Genomic DNA, 20,773 nt, shown 5'->3' with positions numbered 1-20,773 from the left:
GGCATCAGGCGCCGGTACCTTCGTTCATGCCCATCTGCTGGCGGAACCATTCATGGAAGTGCTGCATACCGTCTTCCATCGGGCTCTGGTAGGGGCCCATCTCGTTGTCGCCGCGCATCAGCAGCGCCTTGCGGCCGGCATCCATGCGCTCGGCGATCTCGTCGTCCTCCACGCAGGTTTCCATGTAAGCGGCCTGGTGGGCCTCGACGAAGTCGCGCTCGAAGGCCGCGATCTCCTCGGGGTAGTAGAACTCGACGAGGTTGATCGTCTTCTGCGGGCCTTGCGGATGCAGCGTGGACACCACCAGCACATGCGGATACCACTCCACCATGATGTGCGGGTAGTAAGTCAGCCAGATGGCGCCGGCCTCGGGCGGCCGGCCTTCGCGGTACTTCATGAGCTGGTCGTGCCAGCGCTGGTAGACCGGCGAGCCGGGTCGCTCCAGCCCTTGGTGCACGCCGACCGTCTGCACCGAGTGGTGCTTGCCGAACTCCCAGGCCAGGTCGTCGCAGGTGACGAAGCCGCTCAGGCCGGGGTGGAAGGGGCCGACGTGGTAGTCCTCCAGGTAGACCTCGATGAAGGTCTTCCAGTTGTAGTTGCACTCGTGAACCTGCACCTTGTCGAGCACGAAGCCGGAGAAGTCCAGCTGTGCACGCGGCCCGAGCTGGGCCAGCTCGGCGGCGACGTCATGGCCGTTGTCCTCGAACAGCAGGCCGTTCCACTCCCGCAGCTTGTAATTGTTCAGGTTCAGGCAGGGGTCGTGGTCGAAGTGCGGCGCGCCGATCAGCTCGCCCTGATGTGAATATGTCCAGCGGTGCAGCGGGCAGACGATGTTGGACTTCGTGTTGCCGCGCCCCTTCAACATCACCGCCTGGCGATGCCGGCAGACGTTGGAGATCAGCTCGATGCCTTGGGCGGAGCGCACCAGCGCCCGGCCTTCCCCCTCCTGCGGCAACGCATAGTGGTCGCCGATTTCGGGGACGGCCAGTGCATGGCCGACATAGCGGGGCCCTCGCTGAAAGATGCTGGCCTGTTCGCGCTGGAACAGATCGGGATCGAAATAGGCGCTCACCGGGAGCTGGGTCTGGCTGCGTTGTAGCGCCGAGACAGGGAGGCTCAGGTCGGACATGATCCAGGCGGGTCTTTCAGGCGGGTAGGGGTGCTGCGTCCCTCCGGCGCATCTCGGCATGCCGAGTCGGCCAGGTTGCTGTGGTGGATGGGGCTGCGGATCGCGCACGCGCGCGGCCGCGGAAAGAAGGGTCGGGATTCTACCCAGGCCGTCGGCTGTCCACGACAGCGGGCCTTCCGCCGTGGGGGAATGTCAAAACCCGCTGACTACAATTGCCGTTTCGCGTTTTGAAATGACAAAGCCCTCTTCCCGCACCAAGTCCGCCGCGACAGACGGCACCGAAACCAGCTACGAGCAGGCGCTCGACGAGCTGGAACGCTTGGTGGCGGCGATGGAGGGCCAGCAGCTCCCGCTGGATCAGCTTTTGCAGGCCTACAAGCGTGGCGCCGAACTGCTGGCCCTGTGCCGTGGCCGACTGCAGGCCGTGGAGCAGCAGGTGAAGCTGCTGGACGGCAACGAGCTGAAGGCCTGGGAGGGCTCCTGAACATGGAAGCAAAAGACTTCGGCCGCTGGGTGGACCAGTCGCTGGGCGCTGTCGAGGCGGCGCTGGATGAGCTCGTGCCTGCCCGAGCGCCCGCGGGCCTGGGCGATGCGATGCGCTATGCCGTGCTGGGCGGCGGCAAGCGGCTGCGCCCGCTGCTGGTGCTGGCCAGCTGCGCGGCCGTCAACGGCGACCGCTTCGCGGCGATGCGCGCAGCCTGTGCGGTCGAGCTGATCCACGCTTACTCGCTGGTGCATGACGACATGCCCTGCATGGACAACGATGTGCTGCGCCGCGGCAAGCCGACCACGCACGTGGCTTTCGGCGAAGCCCAGGCCATGCTGGCCGGCGACGCGATGCAGGCGCTGGCCTTCGATGTGCTGACGCCCGATGACGGCATCGCGCCGGCGCTGCAGGCGCGGCTGTGCGCGCTGCTGGCCCGCTCGTCGGGCTACGACGGCATGGCCGGCGGCCAGGCCATCGACCTGGCCAGCATCGGCAAGCAGCTGGACGAATGCACGCTGCGCGACATGCACCGCCGCAAGACCGGCGTGCTGCTGCAGGCCAGCGTCATGATGGGTGCGGCCTGCGGGCCGGCGTCGGCACTGGCGACCCAGTCGCTGTCGGACTACGGCGCCGCGCTGGGCCTGGCTTTCCAGGTCGTCGACGACATCCTGGATGTGACGCAGGACTCCGCCGTGCTCGGCAAGACCGCCGGCAAGGATCAGGACGCCAACAAGCCCACCTATGTCAGCGTGCTGGGCCTGGAGCCGGCCCGGGCGCTGGCCCAGCAGTTGCGTGCTGAGGCCAAGGCGGCGCTGGCCGCCAGCGGCCTGGCTGATGTCAGCCACCTCAGCCTGCTGGCCGACTCGGTCGTCGAACGCGTGAACTGAGAGGGTTTGCGATGGACTACACGCTGCTGAACGGCATCAACAGCCCGGCCGACCTGCGCCGGCTGCCGCGCACCGACCTCAAGAAGGTCGCCGACGAGTTGCGCGCCTATGTGCTGGAGAGCGTCTCCAAGACCGGCGGCCACCTGGGCTCCAACCTGGGCACCGTCGAGCTGACGGTGGCGCTGCACTACGTCTTCAACACGCCGGAAGACCGGCTGGTGTGGGACGTGGGCCACCAGACCTATCCGCACAAGGTGCTGACCGGCCGCCGCGACCGCATGGGCTCGCTGCGCCAGTTGGGCGGCATCAGTGGCTTTCCGCGCCGCGACGAGAGCGAGTACGACACCTTCGGCACTGGCCATTCGTCCACCAGCATCTCCGCCGCCCACGGCATGGCCATGGCGGCCAAGCTCAAGGGCGAGGACCGCAAGGCCGTGGCCATCATCGGCGACGGCTCGATGACGGCCGGCATGGCCTTCGAGGCACTGAACAACGCCGGCGTGGCGCATGGCGGCCTGATGGGCGACGTGCTCGTCATCCTGAACGACAACGACATGTCGATCAGCCCGCCGGTCGGCGCGCTGAACAAGTACCTGGCCCGCCTGATGAGCGGCAGCTTCTACGCGGCGGCTCGCGAGGGTGCCAAGAGCGTGCTGAAGAACACGCCGCTGTACGAGTTCGCGCGCAAGTTCGAGGAGCACACCAAGGGCATGGTCGTGCCCGGCACCATCTTCGAGGAGTTCGGCTTCAACTACGTCGGCCCCATCGACGGCCATGACCTGGACGCGCTGATCCCGACGCTGGAGAACCTGCGCGACAAGCGCGGCCCGCAGTTCCTGCACATCGTCACGAAGAAGGGCGCGGGCTACAAGCTGGCCGAGGCCGACCCGGTCAAGTACCACGCCGCCTCGGGCAAGTTCGACCCCGCCGTGGGCTTCGTCAAGCCGGCCACGCCGCCCAAGACAACGTTCACGCAGGTGTTCGGCGACTGGCTGTGCGACATGGCCGAGGCCGACCCGCGACTGGTGGGCATCACGCCGGCCATGCGCGAGGGCTCGGGCATGGTGGAGTTCCACAAGCGCTTCCCGCAGCGCTATCACGACGTGGGCATCGCCGAGCAGCACTCGGTGACCTTCGCCGCGGGCCTGGCCTGCGAAGGCATCAAGCCGGTCGTCGCGATCTACTCGACCTTCCTGCAGCGCGCCTACGACCAGATGGTCCACGACGTGGCCATCCAGAACCTGCCGGTGCTGTTTGCGCTGGACCGTGCCGGCCTGGTGGGCGCCGACGGCGCGACGCATGCCGGCAACTACGACATCGCCTACACGCGCTGCATTCCCAACATGGCCGTGCTGACGCCGGCCGATGAGGACGAATGCCGCCAGGCGCTGTACACCGGTTTCCTGCACAACGGCCCGGTGACGGTGCGCTACCCGCGCGGCGCCGGTGCCGGCGTGGTGCCGGTCAAGCAGATGACGGCCCAGGCCTGGGGCAAGGGTGAAGTCCGTCGCCAAGGTCAGCGCATCGCCATGCTGGCCTTCGGTACCTTGCTCTATCCCGCGCTGGAAGCGGCGGAGCGCCTGGACGCGACGGTCGCCAACATGCGCTTCGTGAAGCCGCTGGATGCCGAGCTCGTCGCCGAACTGGCGCGCACGCATGACGCCCTCGTCACCGTCGAGGACGGCTGCCTGATGGGCGGTGCGGGCAGTGCGGTGACCGAGGCGCTCAACGCTGCCGGCATCTCCATCCCGGTGCTGCAACTGGGCCTGCCGGACGAGTTTGTCGAGCATGGCGACCCGGCCAAGCTGATGAGCCTGTGCGGGCTGGACGCGGCCGGCATCGAGGCCAGCATCGTCAAGCGCTTCGGCGGTAAGCCGCAGGTCGTGCGCGCCTCCGCCGGGTGACGTCCGGCCGGCTGGTCGCCGCCAGTCAAGCCCGCGCGCGCAGGTGGCGCAGCAGGGCCTCGACCAAGGGTTGCGCCGGCCGGTGCACGGGCAGCAGCGCCGACACGCGATAAGGAATCGACACCGCCAGCGGCCGCACCGCCAGCCCATCGCCCGCACAGGCGGCTGCAGTCAGCGGGTTGACGATGGCCAGTCCCAGCCCGGCGCGCACCAGCTCGCACACCGCCACGGCGCTGTGGGTCTGCACCCGCAGCTGGCGCTGCACACCGGCGGCGGTAAAGCGCGCATCGATCTCGCGCCGGTAGGGGTCGTCGCTGGCGAAGCTGATGAAGGGCAGGGCGGCGAAGTCGCTGAGCTGCAAGCGCGCGCGGGACGCCAGCGGGTGATCGACGGGCAGCACCGCCACCTCGTCGGCCTCCAGCACCGGCTCCACGCGCACGCCGGGCAGCGGCGTGGCCTGTTCGGCCAGACCCAGGTCGAAGCGCTGCTCGCTCATCCAGGCGTCCAGCAACGGCGGTTCGGCCGGCGTGATGTCGACACGCACCTGTGGGTGCGTTGCCAGCAGGGCGGCCAGGGCGGTGGGCAGCAGTGCATGGCTGAGCGCCGGCAGGCACAGCACGGACAGCTCCGCGCCTTCGTCCCGCCCCAGCGCTTGCGCGCGTTCGATGACGCGGCCCAAGCCCTGGAAGCTGCGCTCTACCTCGTCGAACAGCGCCCGCGCCCGGGCCGTCGCCTTGAGCCGCCCGCGCTCGCGTTCGAAGAGGGCGTAGCCCAGCAGCTGCTCCAGCCGCGCCAGGTCGCGACTCAGTGTCGGCTGCGAGGTGTGCAGCAGCGCCGCAGCGCCTGTGACGCTGCCGGCGGTCATCACGGCGCGGAACACTTCGATGTGGCGGTGCTGGATATCCATATCAGGAATGGATTGTCCAACGACAACTTGCAATTTGATTGAATGGGTCGGCGCCGGCATGCTGCGAGGTATGACCAAGCCCCTGCCTGCCGCCCTGACCCCCGCCCGCCTGCAAGCCCTGGCCGCCGAGCACGGCACGCCGCTGTGGGTCTACGACGCCGCCACCATCCGCGCCCGCGCCGCGTCGCTGAAGCGCTTTGATGTCGTCCGCTTCGCGCAGAAGGCCTGCTCCAACATCCACGTGCTGAAGCTGCTGCGCGAGGCCGGCGTCAAGGTGGACTCGGTGTCCCGCGGCGAGGTGCTGCGCGCGCTCGCGGCGGGCTACCAACCCGGTGGCGACGAGATCGTCTTCACGGCCGACCTGCTGGACCACGCGACGCTCGCCACCGTTGTCGAGCACCGCATCCCGGTCAACGCCGGCTCCATCGACATGCTTCACCAGCTCGGGGCAGCGTCTGCAGGGCACCCCGTCTGGCTGCGCATCAACCCCGGCTTCGGCCACGGCCACAGCCACAAGACCAACACCGGCGGCGAACACAGCAAGCACGGCATCTGGCACGCCGACCTGCCCGAGGCGCTGGCCGCCGTTCGCCAGCACGGCCTCAAGCTCGTGGGCCTGCACATGCACATTGGCTCGGGTGTGGACTATGGCCACCTGGCCCAGGTCGGCCAGGCCATGGTGGGGCTCGTCCAGCAGACCGTCGACGCCGGCCACGACCTGCATGCGATCTCGGCGGGCGGTGGCCTGTCCATTCCCTATCGCGAGGGCGATGCGGGTATTGATGTGGACCACTACTTCGGCCTGTGGGACGCGTCGCGCCGCGAGGCCGAGGCGCTGGTGGGCCACAAGCTGACGCTGGAGCTGGAGCCCGGTCGCTACCTCGTCGCTGAAAGCGCCGTGTTGCTGGCCGAGGTGAGGGCGGTCAAGAACGCTGGTGCCAACCGCTTTGTGCTGGTGGACGCCGGTTTCAACGAGCTGATGCGGCCCGCGATGTACGGCAGCTTCCACGCGATGACGCTGCTGCCGGCGGACGGCGTGGCGCGGCCGGTGCGCGAGTCCGTGGTTGCGGGCCCGCTGTGCGAATCGGGCGACGTGTTCACTCAAGGACCGGGCGGTGAGGTGCTGACGCGTGCGCTGCCCGATGCGCAGGTGGGCGACCTGCTCGTCATCCACGACGCGGGGGCCTACGGCGCCTCGATGTCCAGCAACTACAACAGCCGGCCGCTGGCTGCGGAGGTGCTGGTGGACGGCGAGGCTGCCCGGCTGATCCGCCGCCGCCAGACCGTCGAAGAGCTGCTGGCGCTGGAGCTCTGAGGGCTGGCACGGCGCCGAAGGCGGGACAATGCGGCCTTCGTTCCGCTTGAACCGCTCATGCATCTGTCACGCCCGCCCGTCCAGGGCCGCAAGGTCCGCTTCGCGCTGATCGGCTGCGGCCGTATCGCGCAGAACCATCTCCAGGCCATCGAGCGCCATGCCGAGCGCGCCGAGCTGGTGGCCGTCTGCGACTCCGATCCTGCGGCGCTGGCCGCTGCTGTGACGCGCAGTGGTGCGCGTGGTTTCGCGGCGCTGACCGAGTTGCTGGCCGCCCAAGGCGAGTTGCAGGCCGACTGCGTGGTGCTGACGACGCCGTCGGGCCTGCACCCGCGCCAGGCCATCGAGGCGGCGGCGGCCGGCGTCCACGTGATGACCGAGAAGCCCATGGCCACGCGCTGGCAGGACGGCCTGGCCATGGTCAAGGCCTGCGACGACGCGGGCGTGCGCCTGTTCGTCGTCAAGCAGAACCGCCGCAACTCGACGCTGCAGCTGCTCAAGCGCGCCGTGGCCGAGGGCCGCTTCGGCCGGCTCTACAACGTGGCCGTCAATGTGTTCTGGACACGCCCCCAGGCCTACTACGACAGCGCCGACTGGCGCGGCACCTGGGAGTTCGACGGCGGCGCGTTCATGAACCAGGCCAGCCACTACATCGACCTGCTGGACTGGATCGTGGGCCCGGTGGAGAGCGTCATGGCCTACACCGGCACGCTGGCGCGCAACATCGAGGTGGAGGACAGCGGCGTGGCGGCGCTGAAGTGGCGCAACGGCGCGATGGGCACCGTCAACGTCAGCATGCTGACCTACCCCAAGAACCTGGAAGGCTCCATCACCGTGCTGGGCGAGAAGGGCTCGGTGCGCATTGGCGGCGTGGCCGTCAACGAGATCACGCACTGGCAGTTCGACACGCCGCACGAGATGGACGCGCAGATCGCCGACGCGAGCTACCAGACCACGTCGGTCTACGGCTTTGGCCATCCGCTGTACTACGACAACGTCATCAAGACGCTGCGTGGCGAGGCCCAGGCAGAGACCGATGGGCGCGAGGGCCTCAAGTCGCTGGAGCTGCTGATTGCGATGTACATGAGTGCGCGCGACGGCAAGCGGGTCAACCTGCCTTTGAACTACTGATGGCGACAACCGTCCACCCCAGCGCCATCGTCGACGACGGCGCCCAGCTCGGTGACGACTGCCGGGTCTGGCATTTCGTCCACATCTCGGCCGGCGCGCGCATCGGCGCCAGGTGCTCGTTTGGCCAGAACGTGTACGTTGGCAGCGACGTGCTCATCGGCAACAACGTCAAGATCCAGAACAACGTGTCCGTCTATGACGCCGTCACGCTGGAGGACGACGTGTTCTGCGGCCCCAGCATGGTGTTCACCAACGTCTACAACCCGCGCTCGGCCGTCACGCGCAAGGACGAGTACCGCCGCACACGCGTGATGCAGGGCGCAACGCTGGGCGCCAACAGCACCATCGTCTGCGGCACGACCATCGGCCGCTATGCCTTCGTCGGCGCCGGCGCTGTCATCAACCGCGACGTGCCGGACTTCGCCTTGATGGTGGGCGTGCCGGCCAAGCAGATCGGCTGGATGAGCCGCTTCGGCGAGAAGCTGGCCCTGCCCGTGAAGAGTGCCGAGCCCCTCGAAGCCACCTGCCCGCACACGGGCGACCGTTACCGCCTGACCGGCCAAACCTTGACATTGATCTGATGGACTTCATCGACCTCAAGAGCCAGTACGCAGCGCTGCGCGACAACATCAATGCCCGCATGCAGGCGGTGCTGGACCACGGCCAGTACATCCTGGGCCCCGAGGTCAAGGAGATGGAAGCGGCCCTTGTTGCCTACACCGGCGCCAAGCACTGCATCAGCGTGGCCAGCGGCACCGAGGCGCTGCTGATCTGCCTGATGGCGCTGGACCTGCAACCCGGCGACGAGGTCATCACCAGCCCGTTCACGTTCGCGGCGACGGCCGAGATGATCGTGCTGGCCGGCGGCGTGCCGGTGTTCGTCGACATCGAGCCGGACACGGCCAATATCGACGCGACCTTGATCGAGGCGGCGATCACGCCGCGCACGAAAGCCATCATGCCGGTCAGCCTGTACGGCCAGGTGGCGGACATCAACGCCATCAACGCGATTGCCGACAAGCACGGCCTCGCCGTCATCGAAGACGCCGCGCAGAGCTTCGGTGCGACCTACCAGTCGAAGAAGAGCTGCAACCTCTCCACCTTCGGCTGCACCAGCTTCTTCCCCAGCAAGCCGCTGGGCTGCTATGGCGACGGCGGCGCCATCTTCACGAGCGACGACCGCTTGGCCCAGGCCTGCCGCGAGATCCGCACCCACGGCCAGAGCCAGCGCTACCTGCACACCCGCGTGGGCGTGGGTGGGCGCATGGACACGCTGCAGTGTGCCGTCGTGCTGGGCAAGCTGGACCGCTTCGGTTGGGAGATCGAGCGTCGCCTGGCGCTGGGCGACGCCTACGCGCGCAAGCTGAAGGCCGCTGTGCCGGGCCTGCAACTGCTGGCTGTCCGGGGCGACCGGGATTGCGTCTGGGCGCAGTACACCGTCTTTGTCGACGAGCGCGAGGCCGTGCAGGCCCGCCTCAAGCAAGCCGGCATCCCGACCGCGGTGCACTACCCCCGGCCGCTGCATCACCAGCCGGCCTATGCGCGCTATGCCGACGCACAGGCCTGCCCGCATAGCGTGCTGGCTGCACAGCGCGTGATGAGCCTGCCGATGAGTGCAGACCTCACGGACGAGCAGCAGGACCGCGTCGTCAGCGCGCTGGCCGCGGCCCTCTGAGGGGGCGTTAGCGCCGGATGGCCTCATCATCCGGTCATGAAACTGGTGCCAATTCAGCAGGTGGGCGGCCACATCAAGGCTGCGGAACCGCTGCCATTTGGTGTGCGAGACGCCGAGGGCAAGCTCTTGCTCGCCAAGGGTCAGGTCGTGCCGAACGAGCAGATGCGCGAGGCGCTGCTGAACCGGGGCGTCTTCGTCGACCTGGACGAGCTCAAAGACGCAACCCGCCGCGGCAATGACGATGGCAGCGGGGGCGAGGACTTCTTTGCCCGCTGGGAAGCCCTGCAGACGCGTTTGACCGTCCTGCTGCGGGCCCCGCAGGAGCCGCTGTTCCTGCCGCGCGTGCGCGAATGCGCCGCCCAGCTGTGCGCCTGGGCCGAGCGCTTTGCAGACCAGTTGCTGTACGTGGTGATCCAGCACGATCACAGCCGTCACGAGGTCTATGGGCTGGCGCACCTGCTGCACAGCGCGGCCCTGTGCGCGCTGCTGTCGCGTCGCCTGGGATGGCCGTCGCAGCGGCAGCGCAGCCTCGTCGGGGCGGCCCTGACGATGAACCTGTCCATCATCGATCTGCAAGGTCGCCTCGCGTCACGGGGCGGGCGCTTGTTGCCGCCGCAGCGGGCGGCGATTGCCCGCCATCCGGATGAGGCGCTGGCCTTGCTGCAAGCGGCGGGTCTGGACGACGCCGAGTGGTTGCAGGCGGTGGCCCAGCACCACGAGGTGCCGGGCGGTGGCGGCTATCCGCAGGGCATGGCCGCGCCAATCGAGGCGGCCCAGTTGCTGCGCCTGGTGGACATCTTTCTGGCCAAGCTTGCCAGCCGTGGCGGGCGTGCCGGCCTGTCGGCGCCGCAAGCCGCCAAGGCGCTCTACACCGGGGCGGGCGGGCATGCGATGGCGGCGCTGCTGATCAAGGAACTGGGCATGTACCCGCCCGGCACGCTGGTCAAGCTGGCCAGCGGCGAGCTGGGCGTGGCGGTGCGGCGCGGCACCGCGGGCACGGCACCGCTGGTCAGCGTGGTCATGAACCGGCACGGCGACGCGCTGGGCACCCCCGTCCGCCGCGACACCGCCAGCCCCGAGTACGCCGTGGTGGGCCTGGCGACGGCCCAGGCGCTGCGCGTGAAGCTCAGCCCGCACCAGCTCTACGACCGGCGCTACGAGGCCTGAACACGGCGCGCTGCGGCCCGGCCGACGCCGCGCCATAGGCAGCGCCAATAACGGTCATTTGATAAATGTTTTCAACCGAAAACAGGTTTTATCTATAGTTCCGTCTATCCCATCAACCCGCCCCCACGGAGCGTTTCATGTCCCTGATCAACACCCAAGTCCAGCCCTTCAAGACCGAAGCCTTCCACAACGGCAAGTTCATCACCGTCAGCGACGAGACGCTGAAGGGCAAGTGGTCCGTGCTGATCTTCATGCCGGCCGCCTTCACCTTCAACTGCCCGACCGAAGTCGAAGACGCGGCCGACAGCTACGCCGAGTTCCAGAAGCTGGGCGCCGAGGTCTACATCGTCACGACCGACACGCACTTCTCGCACAAGGTGTGGCACGAGACCTCGCCGGCCGTCGGCAAGGCCAAGTTCCCGCTGGTGGGCGACCCGACCCACACGCTGACCAACGCCTTCGGCGTGCACATCCCCGAAGAAGGCCTGTCGCTGCGCGGCACCTTCGTGATCAACCCGGAAGGCGTGATCAAGACGGCCGAAATCCACTCCAACGAGATCGCCCGTGACGTGTCGGAAACCCTGCGCAAGCTGAAGGCTGCCCAGTACACCGCCGCCAACCCCGGCCAGGTCTGCCCGGCCAAGTGGAAGGAAGGCGCCAAGACCATCGCCCCGTCGCTGGACCTGGTCGGCAAGATCTAAGTCACGCGCATGCCGCTTGCAAGGAGCCCGGGAGGGCTCCTTCCCTCCGCAGAGCCTCACAGGTTCTGCTGAAAGGGCCTCCAGCCGCTTCGGTGCGGGGACCCTTTCAGCAGTGGCCGGACTCGCCACGCCTCACTGAAAGGACCTCACCATGTTGGACGCCGCCCTCAAGACCCAGCTCCAGGGCTACCTGGATCACGTCAAGCTCCCCTTCGAGATCGTTGCCTCGCTGGACGACTCGGCCAGCAGCGCCGAGATGCGCGAGTTGCTGAGCGAGATCGCCGGCATGTGCGACAAGATCACGCTGCGCACCGACGGCACGGACGCACGCACGCCGTCCTTCCTGCTGCGCCGCACCGGCACCGAGCAGAGCCTGCGTTTCGCGGCCATTCCGTTGGGCCATGAGTTCACGTCGCTGGTGCTGGCCCTGCTGTGGACCGGCGGCCACCCGCCCAAGGTCGAGCCCGCCCAGATCGATGCCGTTAAGGCGCTGGATGGCGACTACGACTTCGAGATCTACATGAGCCTGACCTGCCACAACTGCCCGGACGTGGTGCAGGCGCTGTCGCTGATGGCCATCGTCAACCCGCGCGTGCGCACCACCGTCATCGACGGCGGCCTGTACCAGCGCGAGGTCGAGGGCCGCGACATCATGGCCGTGCCGGCCGTGTGGCTGAACGGTCAGCCCTTCGCGTCGGGCCGCATGAGCCTGGAGGAGATCGTCGCCAAGCTCGACACCGGCGCCGCCGCCCGCGACGCCAAGAAGCTGGACGCCGAGGCACCCTACGACATGCTGATCGTCGGCGGTGGCCCGGCCGGCGCGGCGGCCGCCGTGTACGCGGCGCGCAAGGGCATCCGCACCGGCGTGGCGGCCGAGCGTTTCGGCGGCCAGGTGAACGACACGCTGGGCATCGAGAACTACATCTCCGTGTCCATGACCGACGGCCCCAAGTTCGCTGCCGCGCTGGAGGGCCACGTCAAGGACTACCAGGTCGACATCCACAACCTGCAGCGCGCCGAGAAGCTCATCCCGGCCACCGAACCCGGCGGCCTGATCCAGGTGCAGCTGGCCAACGGCGCCACGCTCAAGGGCAAGACCGTCATCCTGTCCACCGGCGCGCGCTGGCGCAACGTGGGCGTGCCCGGCGAGGCCGAGTACAAGAACAAGGGCGTGGCCTACTGCCCGCACTGCGACGGTCCGCTGTTCAAGGGCAAGCCGGTGGCCGTCATCGGCGGCGGCAACTCGGGCGTGGAGGCGGCCATCGACCTGGCCGGCATCGTCAAGCACGTGACGCTGATCGAGTACGGTGACCAGCTGCGCGCCGACGCGGTGCTGGTGAAGAAGCTGGAAAGCCTGCCCAACGTCACCATCCTCAAGAACGCGCAAACGACCGAGTTCACCGGCGCTGGCGGCAAGCTCAACGGCCTGAACTACACCGACCGTGTCAGCGGCGAGGCCCGGCGCGTGGAGGTGGACGGCTGCTTCGTGCAGATCGGCCTGGTGCCCAACACCGAGTGGCTGCGCGGCACGGTGGAGCTGAGCAAGCACGGCGAGATCATCGTGGACGCCAAGGGCGCGACCTCGGTGCCCGGCGTGTTCGCGGCTGGCGACGTGACGACCGTGCCCTTCAAGCAGATCATCATCGCGGCCGGCGACGGTGCGAAGGCGGCCCTGGGCGCCTTCGATCACCTGATGCGCAGCTAAGCCGGCCGGGCGACTCCCGCGCGGCGGGCCTGCCACAGGCCTTCCGCGCTGTAGACCGCCAGCGCCGCCCAGATGAAGCCGAACGCGACCAGCCGCGTCGCGTCCATCGCTTCCTGGAACAGGAACACGCCCAGCAGGAACTGCAGCGTCGGCGACACGTATTGCACGATGCCCAGCGTGGCCAGCGGAATGCGGCGCGCGCCGGCCGCAAACAGCAGCAGCGCCCCGGCCGTCACCGGCCCGGTGCCGATCAGCCAGGCCCAGTCCACCGCGGTCTGTCCGGCCAGAGCGCCGGCCTGCGCCCAGAAGGCCAGCCCGGCCAGGGCCAGGGGCGCAAGGATCAGCGTCTCCAGCGCCAGGCCCTCGATGGCGCCCAGCGCCGCGGTCTTGCGCATCAGGCCGTAGAGGCCGAAGCTGACCGCCAGCACCAGCGCGATCCACGGCAACCGGCCGGCCGCCACCGTCAGCCACAGCACGCCGAACGCCGCCAGGCCCACGGCCAGCCACTGCACCGGGCGCGGCCGTTCGTGCAGCACCGCAAAGCCCAGCGCCACGTTGACCAGCGGGTTGATGAAGTAGCCCAGGCTGGCGTCGATGACGTGGCCATGGCCCACCGCCCACACATAGGTCAGCCAGTTCACGGCGATCAGCAGCGCCGAGACCGTGAAGCGCCGCCAGGTGGCGGCAGGCACCTCGCGCAGCCAGCGCAGGTGGCCGCTCAGCAGCAGCACCCCGGCCACGAAGGCCAGCGACCACAGCGTCCGGTGCGCCACGATCTGCAGCGCCGGGATGGCGGCGATCTGGCGGAAGTACAGCGGAAACAGCCCCCAGCTCAGGTAGGCGCCGAGGGCATAGAGAACACCAGCATTCATCGCCGGCATTCTCGTTGCGGGTAATCCCCGGTGCCGTCACCGGGGTGTCGCCGTCGAATCGGGCCGGTCCCGTTCGTCGTCACCCCATGGCCCGCATCGAATTCACGCCGCAACTGCATCGCTTCGTCGAGACGCCCGTGCTCGACACCGCCGCCACGCAGCTGGGCGACGGCCTGGCGGCCGCGTTCGCGATCAATCCCCGCCTGCGTGGCTACATCCTGGACGACCAGGGCCACCTGCGGCCCAACGTGGTCGTCTTCATCGACGGCCGGCGTGCGCGCGACCTGCGCGGCCTGACCGACCCCCTCGGCCCCGACAGCCGGGTTCATGTTCTGCAAGCACTCTCTGGAGGTTGAGATGGCAACTGATCGCGCCTGGGCCGCGACCCGCAAAGGCCTGTTCGAACTGCGCCGCCGCAACGGCCAATGGCAGATCGAGCGGCTGAGCTTCACCGCCGACCCGGTCACCATGCTGCTGACGCCCGACGCCTCGGGCCACATGCTGGCCGGGCTCAACCTCGGCCACTTCGGCGCCAAGCTGCAGGCCAGCGACGACGCCGGCCAGACCTGGCGCGAGGTGGCGGCGCCCAGCTTCCCGCCGCAGCCCGATGGCGCCGAGGGCCCGGCCTGGAAGCTGGAGCAAGTGTTCGCGCTGGAGCGCGCGGGCGACGCCATCTGGTGCGGCAGCGTGCCGGGCGGGCTGTTCGTCAGCCATGACCGGGGCGAGTCCTGGCAGCTGGCCGAAGCGCTGTGGCGCGACCCGCGCCGCACCGAGTGGATGGGCGGCGGCAACCCCAACCCGGCGCTGCACTCCATCTGCCCGCATCCCACGCAGCCGCAGGAGCTGCTGATCGGCGTGTCCTGCGGCGGCGCGTGGCGCACGACTGACGGCGGCGCCAGCTGGGCGCTGCGCGCCAAGGGCATGCGCGCCGACTTCATGCCGCCCGAGCTGGCCGGCGACGAGAACTCGCAGGACCCCCACCTCATTGCCCGCTGCCGCGCCGCGCCCGATGTGCTGTGGTGCCAGCATCACTGCGGCATCTTCCGCTCCACCGACAACGGCGCGACGTGGGACGAGCTGCAGGCCCAGCCGTCCAGCTTCGGCTTCGCCGTGGCCGCGCATCCGCAGGACCCGGGCACGGCCTGGTTCGCGCCGGCCATCAAGGACGAGCGCCGCATCCCCGTCGACGCCGCACTGTGCGTGACCCGCACGCGTGATGGCGGCAAGACCTTCGACGTGCTGCGCAACGGCCTGCCGCAGCAGCATTGCTACGACCTGATCTACCGCCACGGCCTGGCCGTGGACGACAGCGGCCAGCAGCTCATCATGGGCTCCACCACCGGCGGCCTGTGGGCCAGTGGCGACGGCGGCGACAGCTGGCAGACCGTCTCGGCCCACCTGCCGCCCATCTACGCCGTCAAGTTCGGTTGACCGACTTGCCGGGCAGGCCCCGGCGCTTCTAGCATGGTCTCCCCAACAACGCGATGAGGAGACCGGCATGGGCAGCGAGACCTGGCAGAGCGGGCAGGGTGAGCGCGAGAGCGCGCGGCAGGCGTCATGGCGCGACGCCGACCGACTGATGCTGATGGGCCTGGCGCTGCACGTGCTGATCGCGCTGGCGCTGGGCCTGCATTTCGGTGGCTTGGGCCTGGCCCTTGGGGGCAGCCTGGTACTGGCCGGCGGCGCGCTCGCGGCCCACCTGCTGGCCGGCGGCACGGCGCTGTCCGCCCACACCATGGCCGTCACGGCCATGGGCATGGTGGCGCTGCAGATCCAGCTCGCGCGCGGCATGCTGGAGTTCCACTTCGGCGTGTTCGTCACGCTGGCCTTTTTGCTGACCTACCGGCACTGGGCGCCCATCGTCACCGGCGCGGCGGCCATCGCCGTGCACCATGTGCTGTTCGACCGCCTGCAGGCCGCCGGCCTGGGCGTGTACTGCCTGACCGAGCCCGGCTTCTCGCGCGTGATGGTGCATGCGGGCTACGTGGTGGGGCAGACGGTGTTCGAGATCCTGATCGCGCGCCAGATGTACCGCCGCGCAGCCGAGCAGTCGGCGCTGGTGGGCCTGGTGGAGCACCTCACCGCGCATGAGCGCATCAACCTGGACACCGGCCACATCACCGGCGCCGAGGGCACGGCCGGGCTGCTGCGCGATGCGGTGGACCGCATCCACGGCGTGGTGCGCCAGGTGCAGACGGCGGCCAAGAGCATCGACGGCGCCAGCGCCGAGATCGCCGCCGGCAACCAGGACCTGTCGGTGCGCACCGAGAAGATGGCGGCCAGCCTGCAGTCCACCGCCTCGTCCATGGACTCGTTGACCGTGGCTGTGCGCCAGACTGCCGACTCCGCCAACCAGGCCCACGCACTGGCCAGCGGCGCGGCCGGCTCGGCCTCGCGCGGCGCGGGCGTCGTGCAGCAGGTGGAGACCACCATGCAGGCCATCGACGCCAGCGCCGGCCGCATCGCCGACATCACCGGCCTCATCGACTCCATCGCCTTCCAGACCAATATCCTCGCGCTGAACGCGGCCGTCGAGGCGGCCCGGGCGGGCGAGGAAGGCCGGGGCTTTGCCGTCGTGGCCTCCGAGGTGCGCGCGCTGGCCCAGCGCAGCGCCGAGGCCGCGCGCGACATCAAGCGGCTGATCGCGCAGTCCACCGAGCAGGTGCAGGCCGGCTCGGGTCTGGTGGTGTCGGCGGCCACGGCCATGCGCGAGATCGAGGGCGCGGCCCAGCAGGTGGCCCAGCTCATCGGTGACATTGCGCGCTCCGCCGCCGAGCAGAGCGAGGGCATCGGCCGCGTCAACCAGGCCGTGGGCCAGCTGGACCAGGTCACGCAGCAGAACGCCGCGCTGGTGGAGCAGTCCGCCGCCGCGGCCGAGAGCCTGCGCGACCAGGCGCAGCGGCTGGCCGACGAGGTCAGCGTGTTCAGCACGCGCGCCGGCTGAGTCGGGGCCGGCGGCTCAGGGTTTTCGGCAGGCGCGCGGCGCTGTCGGCGCCGCGGGCGGCGCGGCCCGTGGTGTCAGACTCCGGCCATGCCTGCTGCCCATGCCCTTCGTCCGTTGCGCCGCGTCGCGCTGTCGTGCCTGCTGGCGCCTGCGCTTGGCGCCATCACCCCGGCCCATGCCGACGCGCCCGCCTACGAGCCGCGCGAGCACTACACCAAGTACGAGTACCGCGTGCCGGTGCGCGACGGCAAGAAGCTGTTCACCGCCGTCTACGTGCCCAAGGACGCCAGCCGTCGCCACCCGTTCCTGATGGTGCGCACGCCCTACGGCTGCGGGCCCTACGGCGTGGACCGCGACGGCGTGCGGCGCCTCGCGCCCAGCGAGGACTTCCTGAAGGCGGGCTACATCTTCGTCTGCCAGGACGTGCGCGGGCGCCACATGTCGGAGGGCGAGTTCATCGAGATGACACCGCACAAGCCGGTCAAGAAGACCGCGGCCGATGTGGACGAGAGCGCCGACACGCATGACAGCGTGCAATGGCTGCTGGAACACGTGCCTGGCCACAACGGCCGCGTCGGCCTGTGGGGCATTTCCTACCCGGGCTTCTACACGGCGGCGTCCATCATCGACTCCCACCCCGCCATCAAGGCCGCCTCGCCGCAGGCGCCCATCGCCGACCTCTACATGGGCGACGACAGCTACCACGGCGGCGCCTTCATGCTGGCTGCCAACTTCGGCTTCTACACTGGCTTCAAGCCGCAGCGCACGCCGGTGCTGCCACCCAAGACCTGGTCGTCCTTCGACTGGGGCACGCTGGATGGCTACGAGTTCTACCTGCAGCACGGCAACCTCGACGCGCTGTCAGCCCGGCTGGCCCGCGACGGCGGCCCCAACCCGTACTTCGACGTGCAGATCCAGCACGACACCTACGACGCCTTCTGGCAGGCGCGCGCCATCACGCCGCACCTGAAGAACATCCGCGCCGCCGTGCTGACGGTGGGGGGCTGGTTCGATGCCGAGGACCTCGCCGGCCCGCTGGCCATCCACCGTGCCATCGCGACGCAGAGCCCGGCGACGGACAACCGCCTCGTCATGGGACCGTGGGTGCACGGCGGCTGGGTCGGCGCGCCGGGCCGGCAGCTGGGCCGCGTGCAGTTCCAGCAGCCGACGTCGGAACAGTTCCAGAAGGACGTGCTGCTGCCCTTCTTCGAGCAGCACCTGCGCCCCGATGGCGAGGGCAAAGCGCCCAAGGTGCCGCTGGCGCGGGCCACGGTATTTGAGACCGGCACCAATGTGTGGCGCCGCTATGAGGCCTGGCCGCCGCGCGAGGCGCAGCCGCGCACGCTGTACTTCGCGCCCGGCGGCCGGTTGAGCTTCACGCCGCCCACCGACACGGCGCCTGCCTTCGACAGCTGGGTCAGCGATCCCAACAAGCCCGTGCCTTTTGTCGGCTATGCCGCGCTGGGCGTGCCGCAGGAATACATGGTCAGCGACCAGCGCTTCGCCGCCACGCGGCCGGACGTGCTGACCTTTCGCAGCGAGGTGCTGGAGGAGGATGTCGTCATCGCGGGCCCGATCGTGGCGCGGCTGTTTGCGTCCACCACCGGCACGGATGCCGACTGGGTGGTCAAGCTCATCGACGTCTACCCGCCCGAGCTGGACGAGGACGCCGCCCGCAAGCGCAAGCCGCGCAGCGATGACGTTGAACCGCCCGAGGCGCCGCTGGGCGGCTACCAGCAGCTGGTGCGCGGCGACCCGCTGCGCGGGCGCTTCCGCCACGGCTTCGATGCGCCACGGGCCATGGTGCCCGGGCAGGTGGAGGAATTGCGCGTGACGCTGCAGGACGTGAACCACAGCTTCCGCCGCGGCCACCGCATCATGGTGCAGGTGCAGAGCAGCTGGTTCCCGCTGATCGACCGCAACCCGCAGACCTTCGTGCCCATCCGCAGCGCGCGGCCCGAGGACTTCCAGCCCGCCACGCAGCGCCTATACCGCTGGCAGGGCCAGGCCTCGGGCCTGGACGTGAAGGTGCTCGCGCCGCGCTGACCCGGCCTCTATGCTGGCGACTCGATGCCCACCCGTGCGATGGCCATGCCCCGACGCCTGCTGACTGCGCTGCTGCTGTGCCTGCCGCTGCTGGCCGCAGCGACCTGTTCGCGGCCCTGGCGGGTGCCGTTCGAGGACTGGCGGCCCTATGCCTTTCTGGATGCCGCCGGCCGCCCTGCCGGGCTGGAGGTGGAACTGCTGGCCGCGCTGGCGCGTGAGCTGGGCTGCACGGTGAGCTACGTGCCCAACCTGCCACGCAACCGGCGCCTGCCGCAGCTGGCCAGCGGTGAGCTGGACCTGCTGGTGGCGGCCTCCTACGACGGCCCGGGCGCGGACGTGTCCTGGTACACGCGGCCCTATCGCAACGAGGAGTTTGCGGCCTTCATGCGCGCCGGTTCGCCGCGCGCGGCGTCGCCGCCGCCGTCGCTGAACGCCGCGCTGGACGCCGGCCTGCGCTTGCTGGCCCATCGCGGGCCCAGCGTCGTGCCGCTGGTCGACGCGTTCGCCGCGCGTGACCGCCTCACTGGCTTCGAGGACTATGCCAAGGGCCTGGAGCTGCTGCGTTATGACCGGGGCGACGTGCTGCTGGGCGATCGGCTGGCCGTGCTGCATGCCGCACAGGCCGAAGGGCTGGCGCTGGTGGAACTGGCCGAGCCGGTCAGCCGCGACGTGGTGGCCTACAAGCTCAGCCGCAAGCGCTTCGACGAGGCCGCCGTGCGGCGCATCAACGAGGCCATCCTGCGCCTGGATGCGCAGGGGGAGCTGGCGCGCATCCGGGCGCGCTGGCTGGTGGCGCCGCAGCCGGTGCGGCCGCCGCCGGCCCCCAGGCCGGCGACTGCAGCGTCAGCACCGCGCCGCTGACCGGGTGCGCCAGCGTCAGCTGCTCGGCGTGCAGCCACAGCCGGTTCACGCCCAGGTGGGCGGCCACGGCGCGGTTCAGCGGGCCCTTGCCATGCGTGGCGTCGCCGAGGATGGGGTGGGCGATGTGCTTGAGGTGGCGGCGGATCTGGTGGCGCCGCCCCTGCAGCGGCTCGGCCGCCAGCAGCGCCACGCGGGTGGTGGCAAAGCGCGGGTCGGTGCTGACGGGCCACTCCTCGCGCTGCAGCACGTGCCAGCGCGTTTGTGCCGCCAGCAGCGGCTGGCCGGCCGAGGGCAGCTCGGGGTCGCGGGCCAGCGGGTGGTCGATGAGGCCGGCGTCCTCGCGCGGCCAGCCGCGCACCCGAGCCAGGTAGCGCTTGTCCATGCGCCCTTGCTCGAACATCGCGCCCAGCAGCGCGGCCACCTCGGCCGACAGCGCGAACAGCAGCACGCCCGAGGTGCCGCGGTCCAGCCGGTGCACGGGCCACACAGGCCGGCCCAGCTGGTCGCGCAGCAGCTGCAGCGCGGCCTCGCCCTCGCGCGCCGCCAGCTGCGTGCGGTGCACCAGCAGCCCCGGCGGCTTGTCGATCGCGACGAGGTGCTCGTCCTGATAAAGCAGGGTCAGCGTCAAGGTCGTCAGGCGCCGCTGATGTCGCCGTCGACATAGAACCACTGGCCGTCCTCGCGCACGAAGCGGCTCACCTCGTGCAGCCGGTGGGCGCGGCCGCCCAGCTTGCTGCGCGCGACGAACTCAACGAGGCCGTGATCGGCGTCCTGCAGCGCTTGGCGCTTGACGCTCAGGCCCAGCCAGCGCAGGCCGGGCTCGGGCGGCTCCAGCGTGGCCGGGCGGGTGCTGGCGTGCCAGCTGGCCAGCAGGTAGGGCCGCAGGTCGCGCACGAAGGCGCTGTAGCGCGAGCGCATCAGTGCCTCGGGCGTGGCGGCGGCGAGCCGGCCGCTGGTGGCGTGTTCGGCGTGCAGGCGGCCGCAGCAGTCGGCATAGGCGGCGGGCAGGCCGCAGGGGCAGGGCGTGGGCGCGTTCATGGGGGCC

At 69.7% G+C, this 20,773-nt stretch carries 19 protein-coding genes and 1 pseudogene; 15 read left to right on the top strand and 5 right to left on the bottom strand.

Going from position 1 to position 20,773, the window contains the following annotated elements; genetic code table 11:
• Nucleotides 1-4 precede the first annotated feature (4 nt).
• Nucleotides 5-1,129, bottom strand: a complete 1,125-nt coding sequence (locus NYO99_RS17005; protein WP_268168434.1) for an aromatic ring-hydroxylating oxygenase subunit alpha — start codon at nt 1,127-1,129, stop codon at nt 5-7.
• Nucleotides 1,130-1,361: 232 nt separating this feature from the next.
• Here NYO99_RS17005 and xseB point away from each other — a divergent pair, with 232 nt between their 5' ends.
• From xseB to dxs, 3 genes are read left to right on the top strand one after another with little or no spacing between them, the layout of a single operon-like run.
• Nucleotides 1,362-1,613: an exodeoxyribonuclease VII small subunit gene (gene xseB, locus NYO99_RS17000; RefSeq protein WP_268168433.1), complete on the top strand. Its 252-nt coding sequence runs from the start codon at nt 1,362-1,364 to the stop codon at nt 1,611-1,613.
• 2 nt (nt 1,614-1,615) lie between these two features.
• Nucleotides 1,616-2,503, top strand: a complete 888-nt coding sequence (locus tag NYO99_RS16995) for a polyprenyl synthetase family protein (RefSeq protein ID WP_268168432.1) — start codon at nt 1,616-1,618, stop codon at nt 2,501-2,503.
• Between the two features lie 11 nt (nt 2,504-2,514).
• Entirely contained in the window at nt 2,515-4,407 is a 1,893-nt protein-coding gene (gene dxs / locus NYO99_RS16990) for a 1-deoxy-D-xylulose-5-phosphate synthase (RefSeq protein WP_268168431.1), read from the top strand.
• Nucleotides 4,408-4,432: 25 nt separating this feature from the next.
• Here dxs and NYO99_RS16985 read toward each other — a convergent pair whose 3' ends face one another.
• On the bottom strand, nt 4,433-5,314 hold the full coding sequence (locus NYO99_RS16985) for a LysR family transcriptional regulator (RefSeq protein WP_268168430.1): 882 nt from the start codon (nt 5,312-5,314) through the stop codon (nt 4,433-4,435).
• A 70-nt stretch (nt 5,315-5,384) separates the two neighbouring features.
• On the opposite strand from NYO99_RS16985, the gene lysA reads away from it, so the two are divergent.
• The 7 genes from lysA to ahpF all read left to right on the top strand — a co-directional run bounded on the left by lysA (nt 5,385) and on the right by ahpF (nt 13,005).
• Nucleotides 5,385-6,629 (top strand): diaminopimelate decarboxylase, encoded by a 1,245-nt coding sequence (gene lysA, locus NYO99_RS16980; RefSeq protein WP_268168429.1) that lies wholly within the window; start codon nt 5,385-5,387, stop codon nt 6,627-6,629.
• 57 nt (nt 6,630-6,686) lie between these two features.
• Entirely contained in the window at nt 6,687-7,757 is a 1,071-nt protein-coding gene (locus NYO99_RS16975; RefSeq protein WP_422395513.1) for a Gfo/Idh/MocA family protein, read from the top strand.
• A complete protein-coding gene (locus NYO99_RS16970) occupies nt 7,757-8,338 on the top strand; it encodes an acyltransferase (protein WP_268168428.1) in 582 nt (193 codons plus the stop codon). Before NYO99_RS16975 ends, NYO99_RS16970 begins: the two co-directional genes overlap by 1 nt.
• Nucleotides 8,338-9,432 (top strand): DegT/DnrJ/EryC1/StrS family aminotransferase, encoded by a 1,095-nt coding sequence (locus NYO99_RS16965; protein WP_268168427.1) that lies wholly within the window; start codon nt 8,338-8,340, stop codon nt 9,430-9,432. Before NYO99_RS16970 ends, NYO99_RS16965 begins: the two co-directional genes overlap by 1 nt.
• Before the next feature lie 36 nt (nt 9,433-9,468).
• Nucleotides 9,469-10,599 (top strand): HD-GYP domain-containing protein, encoded by a 1,131-nt coding sequence (locus NYO99_RS16960; RefSeq protein ID WP_268168426.1) that lies wholly within the window; start codon nt 9,469-9,471, stop codon nt 10,597-10,599.
• A 137-nt stretch (nt 10,600-10,736) separates the two neighbouring features.
• Nucleotides 10,737-11,300, top strand: coding sequence for an alkyl hydroperoxide reductase subunit C (ahpC, locus tag NYO99_RS16955; RefSeq protein WP_268168425.1), 564 nt, complete (start codon nt 10,737-10,739; stop codon nt 11,298-11,300).
• 151 nt (nt 11,301-11,451) lie between these two features.
• A complete protein-coding gene (ahpF, locus tag NYO99_RS16950) occupies nt 11,452-13,005 on the top strand; it encodes an alkyl hydroperoxide reductase subunit F (protein ID WP_268168424.1) in 1,554 nt (517 codons plus the stop codon).
• Here ahpF and rarD read toward each other — a convergent pair.
• Complete coding sequence (rarD, locus tag NYO99_RS16945) at nt 13,002-13,877, bottom strand: EamA family transporter RarD (protein ID WP_268168423.1); 876 nt, start codon at nt 13,875-13,877, stop codon at nt 13,002-13,004. The two genes, ahpF and rarD, sit on opposite strands and share 4 nt — an antisense overlap.
• Nucleotides 13,878-13,963: 86 nt before the next feature.
• Here rarD and NYO99_RS16940 point away from each other — a divergent pair, with 86 nt between their 5' ends.
• The 5 genes and pseudogenes from NYO99_RS16940 to NYO99_RS16920 form a co-directional block, all read left to right on the top strand.
• Entirely contained in the window at nt 13,964-14,233 is a 270-nt protein-coding gene (locus tag NYO99_RS16940; protein WP_268168422.1) for a MoaD/ThiS family protein, read from the top strand.
• Between the two features lies 1 nt (nt 14,234).
• Nucleotides 14,235-15,308 (top strand): WD40/YVTN/BNR-like repeat-containing protein, encoded by a 1,074-nt coding sequence (locus NYO99_RS16935; protein ID WP_268168421.1) that lies wholly within the window; start codon nt 14,235-14,237, stop codon nt 15,306-15,308.
• A gap of 67 nt (nt 15,309-15,375) precedes the next feature.
• Nucleotides 15,376-16,821, top strand: a complete 1,446-nt coding sequence (locus NYO99_RS16930) for a methyl-accepting chemotaxis protein (RefSeq protein WP_268168420.1) — start codon at nt 15,376-15,378, stop codon at nt 16,819-16,821.
• Between the two features lie 87 nt (nt 16,822-16,908).
• Nucleotides 16,909-18,867, top strand: coding sequence for a CocE/NonD family hydrolase (locus NYO99_RS16925; protein ID WP_268168419.1), 1,959 nt, complete (start codon nt 16,909-16,911; stop codon nt 18,865-18,867).
• Between the two features lie 24 nt (nt 18,868-18,891).
• Nucleotides 18,892-19,596, top strand: a pseudogene (locus NYO99_RS16920) (substrate-binding periplasmic protein); the annotation flags it as partial.
• On the opposite strand, the gene NYO99_RS16915 reads toward NYO99_RS16920, so the two are convergent.
• On the bottom strand, nt 19,592-20,356 hold the full coding sequence (locus NYO99_RS16915) for a pseudouridine synthase (protein ID WP_268168418.1): 765 nt from the start codon (nt 20,354-20,356) through the stop codon (nt 19,592-19,594). The pseudogene NYO99_RS16920 and the gene NYO99_RS16915 overlap by 5 nt on opposite strands.
• 5 nt (nt 20,357-20,361) lie before the next feature.
• Entirely contained in the window at nt 20,362-20,766 is a 405-nt protein-coding gene (locus NYO99_RS16910) for a YchJ family protein (protein WP_268168417.1), read from the bottom strand.
• Between the last annotated feature and the right edge of the window lie 7 nt (nt 20,767-20,773).

This window comes from Roseateles hydrophilus, assembly GCF_026712245.1.
Classification (GTDB): Bacteria; Pseudomonadota; Gammaproteobacteria; order Burkholderiales; family Burkholderiaceae_C; genus Pelomonas; species Pelomonas hydrophilus.
This window is presented reverse-complemented; position numbering and strand designations above follow the sequence as displayed.